Origin of the sequence: Alsobacter metallidurans, assembly GCF_014636935.1 — a bacterium.
Taxonomy (GTDB): Bacteria; Pseudomonadota; Alphaproteobacteria; order Rhizobiales; family Beijerinckiaceae; genus Alsobacter; species Alsobacter metallidurans.
Window position 1 is genome coordinate 1,472,668 of sequence record NZ_BMES01000001.1, and the last position, 18,237, is coordinate 1,490,904.

Here is an 18,237-nt window from a genome sequence, read left to right on the forward strand (position 1 = left end):
GCGGGGGCACGGCGTCATGGGCGCATTCGCGGTCGATTGGATCAATCTTGGCTTGAGGTGGTTCCACCTCGTCGTGGGTATCGCCTGGATTGGAGCCAGCTTTCACTTCATCTGGCTCGATTTTAGCCTGCGCGCCCGCGAGCGGATGAACGAAGGCGTGTCTGGCACCTCGTGGATGGTGCACGGCGGCGGCTTCTACCATGTCGAGAAATACGGGGTCGCGCCCGCCACCCTGCCGCCGGACCTGCACTGGTTCAAATGGGAGGCCTATCTCACTTTCCTGTCCGGCTTCGGACTGCTGGTGATGCAATATTATTGGAACGCCAGCGCCTTCCTGGTGGACCCGGCAGTGCTTGACATGTCGGGCGCGGAGGCCGTCATCATTTCGGTGCTGACGCTCGGCGCCGGCTGGTTCGCTTATGATGCGCTCTGCCGGTCGCCCTTGCGCGACAGGACCGAATTGCTCGCGCTGAGCGTCTTCGCGCTGATTGTCGGCGCCGCCTTTGTGTTCACGCACGTGTTCTCGGGCCGCGGCGCTTTCATTCATGTGGGCGCGATGGTCGGAACTATCATGGCCGCGAACGTCTTCGCGGTGATCATCCCGAACCAGAAGATCATCACGGCCGACCTTCTGGCCGGCCGCACGCCGGACCCGCGTTACGGCAAGATCGGCAAGCAGCGCTCGCTTCACAACAACTACCTGACGCTGCCCGTACTCCTGTTCATGGTCTCGAATCACTACGCGTTCCTGTACTCGCATCCACAATCCTGGCTGGTCGTCGCCTTGATCGTGCTGACGGGCGGGCTCGTGCGGCATTTCCTGAACCGGGTCGATGCCGGGGATGAGCCGAAAACGGTCGCATGGGCCCTTCCGGCCGCAGCGGTTGCGATGGCGGCCGCAATTGTCTGGACCGCGCCGCGCGGCGCCGCGTACCCGGCCGGCGTCACGGATGCGGACGCGCTCAAGATCACGCAGACGCATTGCGCGATGTGCCATGCGGCCAAGCCGACGCACGAAGCGTTCCGGGGGGGCGAGCCGCCCAAGGGCGTCATGCTGGATACGGTCGCAAATATCCGCCGGCATGCCGCCCAGGTGAACGCCCAGGCCGTGCAGGGACGCGCAATGCCGCTCGGCAACGAAACCAAGATGACCGACGATGAGCGCGCGCGGCTGGGCGCCTGGTTGGCGCAGCCGTGACCGGCGCGGTCCTGTCGATCGACGACGTCAACGCGCTCACGACCGCGCGTTTCACCCAGGTGTTCGGCGGGATTGCCGAGCATGCGCCGTGGGTCGCCGAACGCGCCGCCGGGTCGCGCCCTTTCGCGACCCGCTCCGCGATGGTGGACGCCTTCCAGCGCGCAATCGCGAGCGCCGGCGAGACCGAGCAGACCGCGTTGCTAAGGGCCCATCCTGACCTCGCTGGTCGGGCGGCGCTGGCCGGTGAACTGACGGCCGAAAGCACGCGCGAGCAGGCCGGCGCTGGGTTGGACACTCTTACCGCCGATGAATTCGCGCGGTTTACAGCGCTAAATGACGCGTACAGGGCGCGCTTCGGGATTCCCTTCATCCTGGCCGTGAAAGGCGCGACCAAGCACCACATTCTAGCCAGCTTCGAGAGCCGCATTGGCGGCGCTCTGGTCGAGGAGCGCATGACCGCGCTTGCGCAGGTGCTGCGGATTGTCCGCTTCAGGCTCGAAGAGAAGGTGGCGGGCTAGCTTCACCCGACCCTGACGGGCCGCCCGCTTTGTGCCGATTCGGTTGCCGCGTCGGCCAGGATCTGCGCCCGCAGTCCGTCGGCGCCCGACGGGTCGGGCGCCTTTCCGTCGGCCACTGCGCCAAGAAACGCGTCGAGCTCCAGCCGATAGGCGGCCGCATAGCGCTCCAGAAAAAAGTTCTGGACCGGATCGGCCCGGAAGCCGGTCGCGGTGGCGCTCTCGACGGTCGTCTCGTGCACGTTGCCGGCTCGGATCATGCCCTTGGAGCCGTGCACCTCGATCCGCTGGTCGTACCCGTAGGCGGCGCGGCGGGAGTTGGAAATCTGCGCGATCTTGCCCGAGGCCGTCTTCAGGATCACGGCGGCGGTGTCTACGTCGCCGGCTTCGCCGATCGCCTTGTCGACCAGCGCCGAGCCGACCGCGTAGACCTCGACCGGATCCTCTCCGAGCAGGAACGCCGCCATGTCGAGATCGTGGATCATCATGTCGCGAAAGAGTCCGCCCGAGCGCTTCACGTAGTCGACCGGGGGAGGGGCGGGGTCGCGTGAGATCACGGTGACGATCTCGATCGCCCCGACCTCGCCCTCGACGAGGCGGCGCTTCAGCGCAGCGAAGTTTGGATCGAACCGCCGGTTGAAGCCGATCATCAGCGGCGTTCCGGCGTCCTCGACAACCCTGAGGCAGGCGCGGATGCGGTCGGCTGCGAGATCAACAGGCTTTTCGCAAAACACGGCCTTGCCGGCCTTTGCGGCGCGCTCGATCAAGTCGGCATGCATGTCGGTCGGCGTGCAGATCAGCACGGCATCGATCTTGTCGTCATCGATGATGCCGTCAATCGTCGCCACGGTGGCGTTGGTCTCGGCCGCGATGGTCTGGCTCGCCTCCAGAACGGCGTCGGCCACCGCCACCAACTGCGCCTTCGGATGAGCGGCCACGTTGCCGCCGTGAATACGGCCGATGCGGCCGGCGCCGAGAAGACCTACGCGCAGCATACCGGGTTCCTCCGTTGGGGAATCGAGGCTTTGTGGGCCGCGTTTGCCGCAGCCGTGGATCGCGCGCCAGAATACATATTCCGAATTGACGCGCCATTCGAATTTCCGTTTCATCGCGCCAAGCAGCCGATCAAGGCTGGCTGGTCCGCACGGCGGACGAGGAGGATGCGATGCCCGAAGCGCCCCGTTCAAACCGCCTGTCCGGCAAGGTCGCCGTCGTCACGGGCGGCACGCAGGGCCTTGGCGAGGCGATCGCGCGCCACATCGCGGCCGCGGGCGCGGCCGGCGTGGTCCTGACCGGGCGCAACGCCGAGCGCGGCAAGCGCGTGGCCGACTCGCTCGCGGCGAGCGGCTGCAAGGCCGTGTTCGTGCAGGCCGACCTCGCCAACCACGACGAGGTCGCCCGCATCATCCCCGCCGCCGACGAGGCGTTCGGCCGTGTCGACATCCTCGTGAATGCGGCCGGGGACACGGACCGTGGCACCATCTTCGACACGTCGCCCGAGCTCTACGACCGCCTGATGGACGTGAACCTCAAGGCGCCGTTCTTCCTGATCCAGGGCGCCGCCACGCTGATGCGCCGCGACGGGATCGAGGGCGCCATCGTCAACATCCAGTCGATGTCGGCCCATGGGGGGCAGCCCTTCATCTGCGCCTACAGCGTGTCCAAGGGCGCGCTGGCGACGTTGACCAAAAACGCGGCCTTCTCGCTGATGCCGTGGCGGATCCGGGTCAACGGCCTGAATATCGGCTGGATGAATACGCCCGGCGAGGACGCGATAGCGCGCAAGTATCACGGTGCGCAGGATGGCTGGCTCGAGAAGGCCGTTGCGACCCAGCCCTTCGGCCGCCTTGTAGACCCCGACGAAGTGGCGCGCGCCACCGTGTTCCTGGCGTCCGACGAAGCCGGATTGATGACCGGCGCCAACATCGACCTCGACCAGTCGGTGCTCGGCTGCTGGGAGAGCGCTCCCCGACCCAACAAGCCGGCGTGAGCGCCATGGCCGAACCCACTCTCGACGTGATCACGATCGGCCGCTCTTCAGTGGACCTCTACGGCCAGCAGGTTGGCGGCCGTTTGGAGGACATGGGCAATTTCGTCAAAGCGGTGGGCGGCAGCCCAACCAACATGGCGATCGGCGCCGCGCGGCTGGGCCTGAAGCCCGGCCTCATCACGCGGGTCGGCGACGAACACATGGGCCGTTTCCTGCGTGAACAACTCGAACGCGAGGGCGTCGACACAAACGGTGTGCATACCGATCCTGACCGCCTCACCGCGCTGGTGATCCTCGGCATCCGGGATGACAAGAGCTTCCCGCTGATCTTCTACCGGACCGATTGCGCAGACGGCGCGCTCGACGAGAGCGACATCGACGAAAACTACATCGCCTCCGCCAAGGCTATCGTCGTGACGGGCACACATTTTTCCAGGCCGAACACGGACGCAGCCCAGCGCAAGGCCATGCGGCTGGCCCGCAAACATGGACGGAAGGTCGCGTTCGACATCGACTATCGCCCCAATCTCTGGGGCCTGGCCGGCCACGGCGCTGGCGAGGAGCGCTACATCGGCTCCGACCAGGTGACGCGCCACCTCATGGAAATCTTGCCGAGCTGCGACCTCGTCGTTGGCACCGAGGAGGAACTGCATATCGCCGGCGGCTCGACGGATACGTTGGAGGCGATCCGGACCATCCGGCAGGTGTCGGCGGCCACCATCGTCTGCAAGCGCGGCCCGATGGGCTGCGTGGTGTTCCCCGGCGCGATCCCGGACGACATCGAGGATGGGATCAAGGGGCCCGGCTACCCGGTCGAAGTCTTCAACGTGCTCGGCGCCGGCGACGGCTTCATGGGCGGCTTTCTCAGGGGATGGCTCACTGACCAGCCGCTCGAGACGACCTGCGCCTGGGCCAACGCCTGCGGGGCGTTCGCGGTCTCACGCCTGATGTGCTCGTCCGAATACCCGACCTGGCCGGAATTGCAGCACTTCCTCCAGCATGGCTCGCCGTATCGCGCCCTGCGCAAGGACGAGGCGTTGAACCAGGTTCATTGGTCGACCACGCGTCGTCCCCAGGCCGGAACGCTGAAGGCCTTCGCGATCGACCATCGCTCGCAGCTTGAAGAGATAGCGGACCGCGCCGGGGCTCCGCGCCAACGGATCGAGCAGTTCAAGGCGTTGGCCGTGAAGGCCGCCGCCTCGGTGGCGCGAGGGGCCGCCGGTTATGGCATGCTGCTCGACGGGACCTATGGCCGCGAGGCGCTGTTTCGAGCGGTCGACCACGATTTCTGGGTCGCCCGCCCGCTGGAGCAACCTGGCTCCCGCCCGCTTCGCCTGGAGATCGAGGGCCACACCTCGCTCGGCGCGGCGCTCGCAGAATGGCCCGTCACCCACACCGCCAAGGTGCTGTGCTTCTACCATCCGGATGACGCGGACGATTTGAAGCGCGACCAGGAACGCGAATTACGGCGTGTCTTCGACGCGTGCCGCAGCGTCGGGCGCGAACTGCTGGTGGAGATCATCGCGTCCAGGCACGGCCCTGTCAGCGACGATACGACCGCCTCGATCATTCGCCGCCTTTACGCGCTGGGGATCAAGCCCGACTGGTGGAAGCTGGAGGCGCAGCCGACCGCGGCCGCATGGTGGGCAATCGCAGCCGCGATCGAGAACAATGATCAACTCTGCCGCGGCGTGCTGCTGTTGGGGCTCGATGCGCCCGAGGACGAACTCGCGAGGGCCTTCGCGTTGGCGGCGCAATGCCCTGCCGTGAAGGGGTTCGCCATAGGACGAACCATCTTCGCCGAGCCGGCGCGCGCGTGGCTGGCCGGACGCCTGGACGACGAGGGCGCGGTGAGCGCCATGGCGGGCAACTTCCGCCGCCTGGTCGCCGCTTGGGACGACGCGACCGGCGCGCAGGGGAGCGCAGCATGAGCAAGACGATCCGCCTCACCATGGCGCAGGCGCTCGTTTGCGCCATGGCGGCCCAAAAGACACAGATCGGGGACAAGACGCTGCCGCTCTTTGCCGGCATGTGGGCCATCTTCGGCCATGGCAATGTCGCCGGCATGGGCGAGGCGCTCTATGGCGTGCGGGAGCAGCTGCCGACGTTCCGCGCGCACAACGAGCAGGGAATGGCGCATGCTGCGGTCGCCTTCGCCAAGGCTTCGCGTCGCCGGCGCATGATGGCCTGCACAACGTCGATCGGGCCTGGCGCCACCAACATGGTGACGGCAGCCGCGGTCGCGCATGTAAACCGCCTGCCGGTTCTGCTCCTGCCGGGCGACGTGTTCGCCACACGCCGGCCCGATCCTGTGCTGCAGCAGATCGAGGATTTCGCCGACGGCACCGTGTCGGCCAACGACTGCTTTCGACCCGTTTCGCGCTACTTCGATCGACTCTCCCGCCCCGAACAGATGATCCCGGCCTTCGCTCGCGCCATGCAGGTCCTGACCGACCCGGCCGATTGCGGCCCCGTCACCCTGGCGCTGTGCCAGGACACGCAGACGGAGGCGTTCGATTACCCCGCAAGCTTCTTCGCCGAGCGCATCTGGACGCCCCGTCGCCCGAGGCCGGACGGGAACGAGCTGGAGCAGGCCGCCGCAATCCTCGCCAAGGCTGAAAAGCCGCTCGTGATCGCCGGCGGCGGCGTGCTCTTCAGTGAGGCGGAAGACCGCCTTAGGACGTTCTGCGAAGCGCACGGCTACCCGGTGGTCGAGACGCAGGCCGGCAAGAGCACTCTGCCGGATGGACACCCGCTCAACGTCGGCGCCGTCGGCGTCACCGGAACGGGCGCGGCCAACGCGCTCGCGCAGGACGCGGACGTGATCCTGGCCGTGGGCACGCGCCTGCAGGATTTCACAACTGGATCCTGGAGCCTGTTCGGCAACCCAGACCGGCGCATCATCGGCCTCAACACGCAGCCCTTCGACGCCGCGAAGCAGGGCGCGCTGTCACTCGTCGCGGACGCGCGCGCCGGCCTGGAGGAACTCGACGCGGCTTTGGGCGCGCGTAAGGCTCCAGCGGCCTGGCGCGAGCGGACCGATGCCGAAAAGGCGAAATGGACCGGGACGGCGGCGAGCTACACCGCACCGACCAACGCCGACCTGCCGAGCGACGCCCAGGTGATCGGAGCGGTGCAGCGCGCCGGCGAGGCTTCGGACATCGTAGTCTGCGCGGCCGGTGGCCTGCCCGGCGAACTGCACAAGCTCTGGCGCGCCGCCCAGCCCGGCGGCTACCACATGGAATACGGCTTCTCGTGCATGGGCTATGAAATTGCCGGCGGACTTGGCGTCGCGATGGCCTGCCCGGATCGACGGGTCACCGTGATGGTCGGCGACGGCTCGTACCTAATGATGAACTCGGAACTTGCTTCAGCGGCCATGCTCGGCGTCGGGATGACGGTGGTGATCCTCGACAACAGAGGCTTCGGCTGCATCAATCGCTTGCAGCGCGCGACCGGGGGCGAGAGCTTCAACAATCTTTTGCGCGACACCCGTCACGAGACTCTGCCGGCGATTGATTTTGCCGCACATGCCCGCGCCCTCGGGACTCATGCCGAGAAGGTTGCGAGCCTCGCCGAACTGGAGACCGCGCTCAAGGCGGCGCGCGGCCGGCCGGGCGTTTCGGCCGTCGTGATCGACACCGATCCGCTCGCGTCCACGGATGCGGGTGGCTGGTGGTGGGACGTCGCGGTGCCGGAAACGTCTGAGCGAGCCGAGGTTCGCGAGGCGCGCAAGCGCTACGAAGAGGCCCTGGTTCGCCGTGGGTCGCTCAACTGAACACGGCGCCAGCGCCAAACTGCTCTAGGAGACACGAATGCCCATCCGCATCGGCGCCAACCCCATCGGCTGGTCGAACGACGACCTCCAGGACGTCGGCGGCGCGACCCCGCTCGAAACCTGCTTGGCCGAAGCGCGCGAGGCCGGTTTCGAGGGCATGGAGTTGGGCCACAAGTTCCCGCGTGAGCCGGGCGCTCTCAAGGCCGCGCTGGCGCCCTTCGGCATGGCGTGCATCTCGGGCTGGTATTCGGCCGAATTGTTGAAGCGCGACGCCGACGAGGAAATGCGCCATCTCAGGCCGCATCTCGACCTGCTCAAGGCGATGGGCTCGAACGTGCTGGTCTTCGCCGAAACCTCCAACGCCATACACGGGGATCGCGCCAAGCCGCTGTCGCACCGCCCAGTGATGAGGCAAGGCGACTGGGCCGAGTTCGGTCGCCGCATCACGCAGGTGGCCGAGCGCACCTGGGCCGAAGGCGTGCGGCTCGTGTATCATCACCACATGGGCACGATCGTGGAGACCGGCGCCGACATCGACGCCTTCATGGCGTCCACCGGAGAAGCGGCGCACCTGCTGCTCGACACCGGGCATGCGACCTGGGGCGGCGCCGATCCGGCGGACCTCGCCCGCCGTTACCGCGACCGCATCAGCCATGTCCACGCCAAGGACGTCCGCAAGCCAATCATGGAGAAAGCCCGCGCGAAGGGCTGGAGCTTCCTCGACGCCGTGCTCGGCGAGGGCTCTGAACTCGGCGTCTACACCGTCCCGGGCGACGGGATGGTGGACTACGCCTCGGTGTTCAAGGCGCTGCCCGGCTATTCCGGCTGGGTGGTGGTCGAGGCCGAGCAGGACCCCGAAAAGGCCAATCCGCTGCAATACGCCAAGCGGGGCGTCGCGCACCTGCGATCGGCGCTCAAGGAAGCCGGACTGAGCTAGTCTGCATTCGCACGGAGTTCAGGACATGCCGCACCTCCTTGTTCGCCCGTCCGCGCCCGATGCCGGGGGAGCGGTGCATCGAATCACACCCGCCAGCGCCGGCTGGCGCTATGTGGGTTTCGACGTGTTCCGCCTGAAGGCCGGGCAGGCCGCGCAGCAATCCACTGGCGGAGAAGAGCACTGCCTCGTGCTCCTGTCCGGCAAGGCGCGCGTATCGGCCGGCGGAAAGGAGTTTGGCGTCATCGGCGAGCGGTCCAGCCCTTTCGAGGGCGCGCCGTGGTCGCTCTATGTTCCGGGCCGATCCGGTTGGGCGGCGACGGCCGAAACGGATTGCGAACTGGCGGTCTGCAAGGCGCCGGCTGAAGGGCGTCTCCACGCAAGGGTGATCCCACCTCAAGACGTCGGGCTGGAGACGCGCGGGAAGGGAACGAATGTCCGGCACGTGCGCAACATTCTGCCGGACGTGTCGCCCCATGCCGAAAGCCTGCTGGTGGTCGAGGTCATCACGCCGGGCGGCCACTGGTCCAGTTACCCGCCGCACAAGCATGACATGGACGACTTCCCGCGCGAAACCTATCTGGAGGAGACCTATTATCACCGGCTGGCTCAGCCCGGCGGCTTCGCCCTGCAGCGCGTCTATACCGACGATCGCTCGCTGGACGAGACAATGGCGGTGTCCGATGGTGACGTCGTGCTGGTGCCCAAGGGCTATCACCCCGTGGGCGCGCCGCATGGCATAGACCTGTTTTACCTCAACGTCATGGCCGGCCCGGTGCGCCAGTGGAAGTTCACCATGTCGCCGGAACTGACCTTCCTGACCTGGTGAACCGATGTCGGACGAAAGCCGCCTGCGCGAGGAAATCTGCCGCGTGGGAGCCAGCCTCTTCGCGCGCGGCTATACGGTGGGGGCTGCGGGCAACATTTCGGCCCGGCTGTCGGATGGCTTCCTGATCACCCCGACGGACGCCTGCCTGGGCTTCCTTGATCCGGCCCGGCTATCGAAGCTCGATCGTAATGGCGAGCAAATTTCGGGCGATCGCGCTTCCAAGACGATCAGGCTGCACAGGGCCATATACGAGGCCGACCAGGCGCTGGGCGGTGTGGTCCACACGCATTCAACTCATCTCGTCGCGCTGTCGCTGACGCCTGGCGTCGACTCCCGCAACATGCTGCCGCCTCTCACGCCCTACCATGTCATGAAGGCCGGGCGCGTGCCGCTGATCCCGTACCGTCGCCCGGGCGCGCCCGAGGTGGTCGACCTCGTGACGCCGCATGTCCCGCATTGCCGAGGCGTGATGCTGGCCCGGGTCGGCCCGACCTTCTGGCATGAGAACGTCTCGGCGGCGTCGGCCGCCCTGGAGGAAGCCGAGGAGACCGCGAAGCTCGTCATTCTGACGCGCGGGGCCTGTCTGCCGCCGCTTGGCGAGCGGGATATCGATGACCTGCGCGAGGCTTTCGCGGCGCGTTGGTGAAGCCTTTCCTTGCGCGCCCGAACGCGACAAGGTGGCCGAACAAAACCCCCAGAAGGAAACGGCCATGCTGCTCGGAGTGATCGCTGACGACCTGACGGGAGCGACGGACGTCGCACTCATGCTGGCTCGTGAGGGCATGCGGGTCGTGCAGACGGTCGGTGTGCCGGCTTCCGCGCAAGCTCTGCCGGAAGCGGACGCCGTCGTTGTGTCGATGAAGTCGCGGACCAACCCAGCCGCCGAGGCAGTGGACTGGTCGCTCGCCGCGTGCGACGCCCTGCTGGGCGCCGGGGCCAGGCAGATCCTGTTCAAGTACTGCTCGACATTCGATTCCACCGACGCCGGAAATATCGGCCCGGTCGCCGAAGCGCTCATGAAGCGGCTGGGGGTCGGTTGGACCGTGGCGTGCCCGGCCTTCCCGGCGAATGGCCGCTCAGTTTACCAGGGGCACCTATTCGTCGGCGCGCAGCTTTTGTCGGATAGCCCGATGAAGGACCATCCGCTCACGCCAATGCGCGACTCCAACTTGGTCCGCGTGCTGCAGCGCCAGACGGCCGTGAAGGTCGGGCTCGTCACGGTGTCGACGATCGAGCAAGGCGCGGCCGCCACCAGAAAGGCTTTCGAGTCGCTGGCCGCCGAAGCGCCCTGCATCGCAATCGGCGACGCGATCTTGGATGCGCACCTGCGTGTGCTCGGCGAGGCTTTCGCGGGCGAGAAGCTGCTGACCGGCGGCTCCGGCATCGCGCTCGGATTGCCGGACAATTTCCGCCGCGCCGGCCTGCTCGAGCCCAAGGGCGCGCCGCGTCCCTTCCACGCCCCAGCCGGCAAAACCGCGATCCTGGCCGGAAGCTGCTCGGCCGCCACGCGCGGGCAGGTCGCGGACGCCGTGTCGAAGGGCGTCGAGACCTTCGCGCTTGATCCCGTGGCGATCGCGGCCGGCCGGCTCACTCCCGACCACGTTCTCGACTGGGCGGGGCCACGCCTCGGGGCGCGTCCCGTGCTCGTCTATTCGACCGCCGAACCGGAGGCCGTGAAGGCCGCGCAGGATAAGCTCGGCCGTGACGCAGCCGGCGCGCTCGTGGAGCGCCTGCTCGCCGAAGTCGCGCAAGGCTTCGCGGCCGCTGGCGTGACACGCCTCGTCGTGGCAGGCGGCGAAACCTCCGGCGCGGTTGTCGGCGCGCTCGGCGTCTCGATGCTCGAAATCGGCCCCGAGATCGACCCCGGCGTTCCGTGGACGCTTGCGGCGGACGGCGCCAGCATGGCCTTGGCTCTGAAGTCCGGCAATTTCGGCGCGCCGGACTTCTTTACCAAGGCTCTTGCGATGCTGGACTGAGCGGGCTGTAGAGCCTGCTCTCAAAACGTCTTCGCGCCGCGCACCAGCACGTAATAGGCGTAGAGCGAGGTGGTGCCACAAATATAGAGGCGGTTACGCCGGAGTGCGCCGAAGCAGACATTCGCGACGATCTCGGGCACGTGCACCCTGGCGATCATCGTGCCGTCAGGGTCGTAGACATGGACGCCGTCGGCCGCCGACGTCCAGATCCGGCCGTCCTCGTCGCAACGGAAGCCATCGAACATGCCGTTCGTGCAGGTTGCGAAGATCTCGCCGCCCTTCAGCGTCCGCCCGCCCTCGACGTTGAACACGCGGATGTGCCGCGGACCGTTCTCGAAATGGCTGGCGCCCGTGTCGGCGATGTAGAGCTTGCTCTCGTCAGGCGAGAAGGCGAGCCCATTCGGACGCTTGAAGTCGTCCGCCACAAGGTCCACGGCGCCGCTCGCCGGGTCGATCCGGTAGACATTGCATGCGCCGATCTCGCTTTCGGCCCGGGCGCCTTCGTAGTCCCAGTCGATCCCGTAGGCCGGGTCGGTGAACCAGATCGATCCGTCGGACTTCACCACCACGTCGTTTGGTGAATTCAGGCGCTTGCCGTTCCACCGATCCGCCAGAACTGTGATGCTGCCGTCATGCTCGGTCCGCGACACCCGGCGTCCGAGATGCTCACAGGAGACCAGCCGTCCTTCGCGGTCTACCGTGTGGCCGTTGGTGTTGTTGGACGGCTCGCGAAATACCGAGACGCTCCCGTCGGTCTCGTCGTAGCGCATGATCCGGTTGTTGGGGATGTCCGACCAGATCAGGTAGCGCCCGGCCGGGAAATAAGCCGGTCCCTCCGCCCAGCGGCAGCCTTCGTAGAGACGCTCGAGCTTGGCGGTCTTGTTGAACAGGCCCTTGGCCCTCGGGTCCAGCACCTCGTAAGCCGGATCCAGGATCTCTTTCGTCATTGTACTAGCCCTCCCTGATCTTGTTTTTACTTTGCGAAATCACACCGAGGCGGTCAGCCCTCCATCGACCATCAGCATGTGCCCGTTCACAAAGTCGGACGCCGACGAGGCCAGAAAGATCGCCGCGCCGACCAACTCGTCGAGCTTGCCCCAGCGCCCGGCGGGAGTCCGCCCGCACAGCCAGGCGCTGAACTCGGGATTGTTGACCAGCGCGGCGTTCAGCGGCGTATCGAAATAGCCCGGCCCGATCGCGTTGACCTGGATGTTGTGCTTGGCCCATTCGGCGGCGAGGCCGCGCGTCATCAGCTTCACAGCGCCTTTCGTGGCCGTGTAGGGCACAATGGTGGGGCGGCCGAGCTCGCTTTGCACGGATCCGATGTTGATGATCTTGCCGCTGCGGCGCTCGATCATTCTTTTGCCGACCGACCGGGACGCAAAAAACGCGCTGTCCACATTGGTGCGGAAGATGTCCCGCCAGGCGTCGTCCGGAAAGTCTTCGGCGGGCGCCCGGTGCTGCTTGCCGGCATTGTTGATCAGAATGTCGATCGGGCCAATCTCGGCCTCGACGCGCGCCACCGCGGCCTCGATGGCGGCCGGATCGGTGACGTCGAACACGCTTGCTGACGCGTTCAGCCCCTCGTTCGAGAGGCTTTCGACAGCTTGCGCCAGTTTGGCCGCATCGCGGCCATTCAGGACTACCCGCGCCCCTGCGCGGCCGAGGCCGGCCGCAAGGGCATAGCCGATCCCCTGGCTGGAGCCCGTGACCAGGGCAATGCGGCCGGTAAGGTCGAACAGCGAAAGGGACATCAAAGCTCCAGGAAATGAGGCGGCGAAAGTGTCGATTAATGCGCACGGTATGAGGATGCCTGCGACGGAGCAACGGCTTCGGCCGCGGAGGCGCTCCGCATTCCACGGCTGCCGACATCGTTTGTCGGCCTCGACGCCGGAGCGTGGATCGGACTAGCATGCGCCCCAACGGGCTTGCGCGATGCAAAACGCGCCGGGCCTGCACGAGAGGGGATTTCGATGACGTTCGACCGCAGGCTTTTCCTTGGCGGCTCGCTTGCGACTCTGTTGGCGGCGGGAGCGATCGCCGGCCTGACTGGCCCGGTTCTCGCCGCAGCCCGCAAGGACGTGATCATCGGCGTTCGCCTCGAGCCGCCTCACCTCGACCCCACCGCGGGCGCGGCCGCGGCCATCGGCGAGATCGTTTACGCCAACGTCTTCGAGGGCCTGACCCGAGTCGATCGCACTGGCGCGACGAAGCCGGCTTTGGCCGAAAGCTGGACGATCTCGGAGGACGGCAAGACTTATACGTTCAAGCTGCGCGCTGGCGTGACCTTTCACGACGGCGCGCCTTTCGACGCAACGGTGGCCAAGTACAACCTGGACCGTGCCAGGGCGCCGGACAGTGTGAACCCGCAAAAGGGCGTCTTCGCGCCGATCGAGACTGTCGAGGCCGTCGATCCCGTGACTCTGAAAGTCACCCTGAAGCAGCCGACCGGCAACTTTCTGTTCGGCTTGGGCTGGCCCGCATCGGTGATGCTGTCGCCAACTTCCGCGGCGGACGCCAAGACCAAGCCGATCGGCACCGGCCCGATGAAGTTCGTGAACTGGGCCAAGGGCTCAAGCGTCGAGCTCGGCAAGAACGATCGCTACTGGGGAACGCCGATCAAGATCGAGAAGGCCGTGTTCAAGGTGATCGGCGACGCGTCTGCCTCCTTCGCGGCCCTGATGGCGGGGGACATCGACGCTTATCCGCTTTATCCCGCGCCCGAGACGCTGGACCAGTTCCGCGCTGACCCGCGCTTCAAGGTCGTGGTCGGTTCCACCGAGGGCGAGACGATCGTCGCGCTGAACAATGGCCGCAAGCCCTTCGACGACGTGCGCGTGCGTCGCGCGGTGTCACATGCGGTGGATCGCAAGCTGGTGATCGACGGCGCCATGTTCGGGCTGGCGAAGCCCATCGGCTCGCACTTCGCGCCGCAGAACGCCGGCTATGTCGACCTCACCGGCAAATACCCGCACGATGTCGCCAAGGCGAAGGCGCTGCTCAAGGAGGCGGGCGTCGCCGAGGGCACGAAGCTTCGCCTTGTTCTCCCGCCGCCGGATTACGCTCGGCGCAGCGGCCAGATCATCGCCGCGCAACTCAAGGCGGTGGGGCTCGATGTTGAGATTGTCCCGATGGAATGGGCCCAGTGGCTCTCGGACGTGTTCAAGGGCAAGAACTTCGACATGACGATCATCTCGCATGTCGAGCCGCTCGATCTCGATATCTACGCCCGGGACGACTACTACTTTGACTACAAGAGCCCTGCCTACCGGGCGATCTATGCGGAATTGGCCGCCACCGTAGACCAGGAGAAACGCCTCTCTCTCTACCGCAAGGCGCAGGAACGGATCGCCGAAGACGCCGTGAACGTGTTTCTGTTCATGCTGCCTAAGACGGGCGTCTGGAACGCGGACCTGCAGGGGCTGTGGGAAAACGCGCCCATCCCGGCCAACGACCTCACCGAAGTGAGCTGGAAAGGGTGAGCCGGGGATCCAGGCCTCCCCCACCATGCTGAGCTTTGCGCTTCGCCGCATGATCGCCCTTCTGGTCACCTTGGCGGTCGCGACCGTCTTGGTGTTCACCGTACTGGAGGTCCTGCCGGGCGACCCCGCGCAGGTGATGCTCGGCACGGAGGCGCGGCCCGATACCCTGGCGGCGCTGCGTGACAAGCTGGGCCTGAACCAGCCCGCGCCAGAACGTTATCTCCATTGGGTTGCCGGCCTCGTCACCGGCGACCTCGGCGTCAGCTACACCTACGCGACGCCGGTTGCAGAGCTTGTCCGCGACCGCCTCGCCGTCAGCCTGCCGCTGGCCGTGTTCGCCCTGGCGCTGACGACGCTGATCGCCATCCCGCTCGGCGCCTGGGCGGCCGCGAGGCGCAACAGCGCCGTCGACGTCGGCGTCATGGCGGCCACGCAGATTGGCATTGCCGCGCCCAACTTCTGGCTAGCTATGCTCCTGGCGCTGTTGTTTGCGATCACGCTGCGATGGCTCCCGGCTGGCGGCTTCCCCGGCTGGAGCGCCGGGCCGTGGCCGGCGCTGCGGGCGTTGATCCTTCCCGCCGTGGCGCTCGCGCTCCCACAAGCCTCCATCCTCGCCCGCGTCATGCGTTCCTCGCTGCTGGACACGCTGGGGGATGATTACGTCCGCACGGCCCGCGCCAAGGGGTTGAGCGCCGGCCAGGCCTTGCGCCGCCACGCGCTGCGCAACGCCATGATCCCGGTGCTCACCATCATGGGTCTCCAGTTCTCGTTTCTACTGGCCGGGACGATCATCATCGAGAACGTGTTCTACCTGCCGGGCCTCGGCCGCCTCGTTTTCCAGGCCATCAACCAGCGCGACCTGATCGTGGTGAAGAGCGTCGTCATGCTCCTCGTCGCCAGCGTCATCGTGGTCAATTTTCTCGTGGACGTCGCCTATGCGGCCGTCGACCCGCGCTTGCGGAGGCGGGGGTGAGCGTATCGTTCGGCGCATCACGCACGGCTGACGGATGGCAGTTTCGCGCGCTGCGCCATCCGAGTTTCCTTGCCGGTGCAGTGCTGACCGCTCTCGTCATGACGATCGCGGCGGTGTCGCTTCACTGGACCCCCTGGGATCCGACGGCGATCGACATCCCGGCAAAATTTCAGCCTCCGTCGACGGCCCACTGGTTCGGGACCGACCAGTTCGGCCGCGACGTGCTGGCGATGATCATGCGCGGCGCCGTGACGTCAATCGCGGTGTCGATCTTCGCAGTGGGCCTTGGCGCAGGCGTCGGAGTGCCGCTTGGCCTTCTGGCCGCCCAGCAACGCGGTTTCGCCGACCAGGCGATCATGCGCGCCAGCGACTTCGTGTTCGCGTTTCCGGCGCTCCTCATTGCCATCATGCTGCGCGAGGTCTTCGGCCCAGGCGCGACCAACGCCGTCGTGGCGATCGGCATCTTCAACATCCCGGTTTTCGCCCGCGTAGCCTATGGGGCGGCTCTGCCTCTGTGGACTCGGGATTTTGTGCTTGCGGCGCGCGTCGCCGGCAAGGGCTTGGTGCGCATCACGGTCGAGCACATCCTGCCCAACATGGTCAGTCTCGTGATCGTGCAGGCCACCATCCAACTCTCGCTGGGGATCCTCGCCGAAGCGGCGCTGTCCTATGTCGGTCTTGGCGTCCAGCCGCCCGCACCGAGTTGGGGCCGCATGCTGAACGAGGCGCAAACTCTCATGGGGCTCGCGCCGCGGCTGGCGTTGATCCCCGGCTTCGCCATCATCGTGACCGTGCTCGGCCTGAACCTGCTGGGCGATGGCCTGCGGGACATCTTCGATCCGCGCCTCGCCCGGGAACGCTGAGGTGGCGCTGCTCGACATCCAGGGCCTCAGCCTCTCGATCAACGGCGCGCTCATCCTGCAAGACGTCTCGCTGGCGATCGAGCCTGGCGAAACTCTGGGCCTCGTGGGCGAGTCAGGCTCCGGCAAGTCGATGACCGCACTCAGCGTCATGCGCCTCCTGCCGCGGGGCGCCCAAACAAACGGTTCGATCCGTTTCGATGGGCAGGACCTCGCCGCTCTTCCCGAACCGGACATGTGCAGGATTCGGGGCCGCCGCGTCGGTATGATCTTCCAGGAGCCTATGACGGCCCTGAACCCGCTCAAGACCGTCGGCGATCAGGTCGCCGAGGGCTTCGTCCTGCATCTGCGCCTAACCCGGGCGGAGGCCGCGCGCCGCGCTCAGGCTGTTCTGGAGCGTGTCGGCCTGCCCGCAACCGAGATCTCGCTGGGGCGATACCCGCACGAGTTGTCCGGCGGACAGCGTCAGCGAGTCGTGATCGCGATGGCGGTAGCGCTGGCCCCACCACTCCTGATTGCAGACGAGCCGACCACTGCGCTGGACGTCACCACGCAGGCGCAGATCCTGAAGCTGCTGCGGGAACTCATCCGCGAAAATGGGTCGAGCCTCTTACTCATTACGCACGATCTCTCGGTCGTGAACGCCATGGCGGACCGGGTCGCAATCATGCGAGCCGGCGAGATCGTGGAGCAGGGCAGGGGAGGAGGCCTGTCTGGGGCGATAACGCACCCTTACGCGAAGGCCTTGCTGAACGCATCCAGCCTGCCGCCGAGGGTGACGTCGGCGGCTGCGCCGACCTCTCGGCCGATCCTTGAGGTCAAGAACCTGGTCCGCGCCTACGCGCTGCCGCGTCGCAGCCTGTTCCGAGCGGCCCCGCGCCGGCTCGCCGTCGACAATGTCAGCTTCACTGTTGCAAAGGGCGAGAGCCTCGGCCTCGTCGGCGAGTCGGGATGCGGGAAGTCCACCACTGCCCGCGCGATCCTGGCGCTCGAGGCCGTGCAGGGCGGCTCGATCGCGTTTGCCGGCCAGGATACGTCGAAGCTTCGTGGAGCCGAAATGGCCGCGTTCCGTCGCCGGGTGCAGATGGTCTTTCAGGATCCATATGGGTCCTTCGATCCCAGGCACAAAGCGGGCCGCATTGTCGGCGAACCGCTGCGCCTCCTCGGCCGGGAATGCGATCCCCAAAGCGCCCGACGGCGCGTGGACGAAGCGTTGACCGAAGTCGGCCTTGATCCCGCGGACGCCGACAAGTACCCGCACGAGTTCTCCGGAGGGCAGCGCCAGCGGCTGGCGATCGCCCGAGCGCTGATCACGCGGCCGGACCTGATCGTGCTCGACGAGCCCGTGTCGGCGCTCGACGTCTCGGTGCGTGCACAGGTGCTGAAGCTGCTCACAGAACTTCAGAAACGACTCGGCCTGACCTACCTCTTCATCTCGCACGATCTCGCGGTGGTGCGCGCCATCACGGACCGTGTCCTGGTGATGCGGGCCGGCAAAGTCGTGGAGGCGGGTCCGACCCCGAAGGTTCTCGGCGCGCCGGAGCATCCCTACACGCGCGAGCTGGTCGCAGCGTCGCTCCACCTCGACGCGATCCTGAGCGAGCGAACCGCCGCCAGCTTGCCCGATGCGGCCGGCTGCTAAGCGGCCGGAACCGCGCGTCGTCCGAACCAGTGGCGCGGCGGATCCAGGGCGGCTAGCCTC

General features: G+C 66.8%; 16 protein-coding genes. 13 read left to right on the forward strand and 3 right to left on the reverse strand.

Annotated elements, in window-relative coordinates:
- Window positions 1–16 precede the first annotated feature (16 nt).
- Together IEV99_RS06540 and uraD are read left to right on the forward strand one after the other, a co-directional pair.
- Entirely contained in the window at window positions 17–1,198 is a 1,182-nt protein-coding gene (locus IEV99_RS06540; RefSeq protein ID WP_188516868.1) for a urate hydroxylase PuuD, read from the forward strand.
- Entirely contained in the window at window positions 1,195–1,716 is a 522-nt protein-coding gene (gene uraD / locus IEV99_RS06545; protein ID WP_188516869.1) for a 2-oxo-4-hydroxy-4-carboxy-5-ureidoimidazoline decarboxylase, read from the forward strand. The genes IEV99_RS06540 and uraD overlap by 4 nt, the downstream gene beginning before the upstream one ends.
- A 2-nt stretch (window positions 1,717–1,718) precedes the next feature.
- On the opposite strand, the gene iolG is transcribed toward uraD, so the two are convergent.
- The gene (gene iolG, locus IEV99_RS06550) at window positions 1,719–2,708 is read right to left on the reverse strand and encodes an inositol 2-dehydrogenase (protein WP_188516870.1); all 990 of its coding nucleotides are present in this window, start codon (window positions 2,706–2,708) and stop codon (window positions 1,719–1,721) included.
- Between the two features lie 170 nt (window positions 2,709–2,878).
- On the opposite strand from iolG, the gene IEV99_RS06555 reads away from it, so the two are divergent.
- The 7 genes from IEV99_RS06555 (at window position 2,879) to otnK (ending at window position 11,220) form a co-directional block, all read left to right on the forward strand.
- Window positions 2,879–3,703 (forward strand): SDR family oxidoreductase, encoded by an 825-nt coding sequence (locus tag IEV99_RS06555; RefSeq protein WP_188516871.1) that lies wholly within the window; start codon window positions 2,879–2,881, stop codon window positions 3,701–3,703.
- A gap of 5 nt (window positions 3,704–3,708) precedes the next feature.
- The gene (locus IEV99_RS06560) at window positions 3,709–5,634 is read left to right on the forward strand and encodes a bifunctional 5-dehydro-2-deoxygluconokinase/5-dehydro-2-deoxyphosphogluconate aldolase (RefSeq protein ID WP_188516872.1); all 1,926 of its coding nucleotides are present in this window, start codon (window positions 3,709–3,711) and stop codon (window positions 5,632–5,634) included.
- Window positions 5,631–7,481: a 3D-(3,5/4)-trihydroxycyclohexane-1,2-dione acylhydrolase (decyclizing) gene (gene iolD, locus IEV99_RS06565; protein WP_188516873.1), complete on the forward strand. Its 1,851-nt coding sequence runs from the start codon at window positions 5,631–5,633 to the stop codon at window positions 7,479–7,481. Before IEV99_RS06560 ends, iolD begins: the two co-directional genes overlap by 4 nt.
- 37 nt (window positions 7,482–7,518) lie before the next feature.
- On the forward strand, window positions 7,519–8,418 hold the full coding sequence (iolE, locus tag IEV99_RS06570) for a myo-inosose-2 dehydratase (protein ID WP_188516874.1): 900 nt from the start codon (window positions 7,519–7,521) through the stop codon (window positions 8,416–8,418).
- A 25-nt stretch (window positions 8,419–8,443) separates the two neighbouring features.
- The gene (gene iolB, locus IEV99_RS06575) at window positions 8,444–9,244 is read left to right on the forward strand and encodes a 5-deoxy-glucuronate isomerase (protein WP_188516875.1); all 801 of its coding nucleotides are present in this window, start codon (window positions 8,444–8,446) and stop codon (window positions 9,242–9,244) included.
- A 4-nt stretch (window positions 9,245–9,248) separates the two neighbouring features.
- Window positions 9,249–9,890 carry a 3-oxo-tetronate 4-phosphate decarboxylase gene (gene otnC, locus IEV99_RS06580; RefSeq protein ID WP_188516876.1) on the forward strand — a complete coding sequence of 214 codons (642 nt, stop codon included), beginning with the start codon at window positions 9,249–9,251 and terminating at the stop codon, window positions 9,888–9,890.
- A gap of 64 nt (window positions 9,891–9,954) precedes the next feature.
- Window positions 9,955–11,220: a 3-oxo-tetronate kinase gene (otnK, locus tag IEV99_RS06585; RefSeq protein ID WP_188516877.1), complete on the forward strand. Its 1,266-nt coding sequence runs from the start codon at window positions 9,955–9,957 to the stop codon at window positions 11,218–11,220.
- A gap of 20 nt (window positions 11,221–11,240) precedes the next feature.
- On the opposite strand, the gene IEV99_RS06590 is transcribed toward otnK, so the two are convergent.
- Entirely contained in the window at window positions 11,241–12,167 is a 927-nt protein-coding gene (locus IEV99_RS06590; RefSeq protein WP_188516878.1) for an SMP-30/gluconolactonase/LRE family protein, read from the reverse strand.
- Window positions 12,168–12,206: 39 nt separating this feature from the next.
- A complete protein-coding gene (locus IEV99_RS06595) occupies window positions 12,207–12,974 on the reverse strand; it encodes an SDR family oxidoreductase (protein WP_188516879.1) in 768 nt (255 codons plus the stop codon).
- A gap of 219 nt (window positions 12,975–13,193) precedes the next feature.
- On the opposite strand from IEV99_RS06595, the gene IEV99_RS06600 reads away from it, so the two are divergent.
- The 4 genes from IEV99_RS06600 to IEV99_RS06615 all read left to right on the forward strand — a co-directional run bounded on the left by IEV99_RS06600 (window position 13,194) and on the right by IEV99_RS06615 (window position 18,177).
- Complete coding sequence (locus IEV99_RS06600) at window positions 13,194–14,702, forward strand: ABC transporter substrate-binding protein (RefSeq protein WP_188516880.1); 1,509 nt, start codon at window positions 13,194–13,196, stop codon at window positions 14,700–14,702.
- Between the two features lie 25 nt (window positions 14,703–14,727).
- The gene (locus tag IEV99_RS06605; RefSeq protein ID WP_188516881.1) at window positions 14,728–15,675 is read left to right on the forward strand and encodes an ABC transporter permease; all 948 of its coding nucleotides are present in this window, start codon (window positions 14,728–14,730) and stop codon (window positions 15,673–15,675) included.
- 98 nt (window positions 15,676–15,773) lie between these two features.
- Window positions 15,774–16,538 (forward strand): ABC transporter permease, encoded by a 765-nt coding sequence (locus tag IEV99_RS06610; protein WP_188517683.1) that lies wholly within the window; start codon window positions 15,774–15,776, stop codon window positions 16,536–16,538.
- A gap of 1 nt (window position 16,539) precedes the next feature.
- Window positions 16,540–18,177 carry an ABC transporter ATP-binding protein gene (locus IEV99_RS06615; protein WP_188516882.1) on the forward strand — a complete coding sequence of 546 codons (1,638 nt, stop codon included), beginning with the start codon at window positions 16,540–16,542 and terminating at the stop codon, window positions 18,175–18,177.
- The last annotated feature ends 60 nt before the right edge of the window (window positions 18,178–18,237 follow it).

Coding starts and splice junctions, on each gene's coding strand:
- IEV99_RS06590 (WP_188516878.1), bottom strand. CDS start 12,167: ATGACGAAAGAGATCCTGGATCCGGCTTACGAGGTGCTGGACCCGAGG.
- iolG (WP_188516870.1), bottom strand. CDS start 2,708: ATGCTGCGCGTAGGTCTTCTCGGCGCCGGCCGCATCGGCCGTATTCAC.
- iolD (WP_188516873.1), top strand. CDS start 5,631: ATGAGCAAGACGATCCGCCTCACCATGGCGCAGGCGCTCGTTTGCGCC.
- iolE (WP_188516874.1), top strand. CDS start 7,519: ATGCCCATCCGCATCGGCGCCAACCCCATCGGCTGGTCGAACGACGAC.
- IEV99_RS06595 (WP_188516879.1), bottom strand. CDS start 12,974: ATGTCCCTTTCGCTGTTCGACCTTACCGGCCGCATTGCCCTGGTCACG.
- IEV99_RS06540 (WP_188516868.1), top strand. CDS start 17: ATGGGCGCATTCGCGGTCGATTGGATCAATCTTGGCTTGAGGTGGTTC.
- IEV99_RS06605 (WP_188516881.1), top strand. CDS start 14,728: ATGCTGAGCTTTGCGCTTCGCCGCATGATCGCCCTTCTGGTCACCTTG.
- IEV99_RS06610 (WP_188517683.1), top strand. CDS start 15,774: ATGACGATCGCGGCGGTGTCGCTTCACTGGACCCCCTGGGATCCGACG.
- iolB (WP_188516875.1), top strand. CDS start 8,444: ATGCCGCACCTCCTTGTTCGCCCGTCCGCGCCCGATGCCGGGGGAGCG.
- IEV99_RS06560 (WP_188516872.1), top strand. CDS start 3,709: ATGGCCGAACCCACTCTCGACGTGATCACGATCGGCCGCTCTTCAGTG.
- otnK (WP_188516877.1), top strand. CDS start 9,955: ATGCTGCTCGGAGTGATCGCTGACGACCTGACGGGAGCGACGGACGTC.
- IEV99_RS06555 (WP_188516871.1), top strand. CDS start 2,879: ATGCCCGAAGCGCCCCGTTCAAACCGCCTGTCCGGCAAGGTCGCCGTC.
- IEV99_RS06600 (WP_188516880.1), top strand. CDS start 13,194: ATGACGTTCGACCGCAGGCTTTTCCTTGGCGGCTCGCTTGCGACTCTG.
- otnC (WP_188516876.1), top strand. CDS start 9,249: ATGTCGGACGAAAGCCGCCTGCGCGAGGAAATCTGCCGCGTGGGAGCC.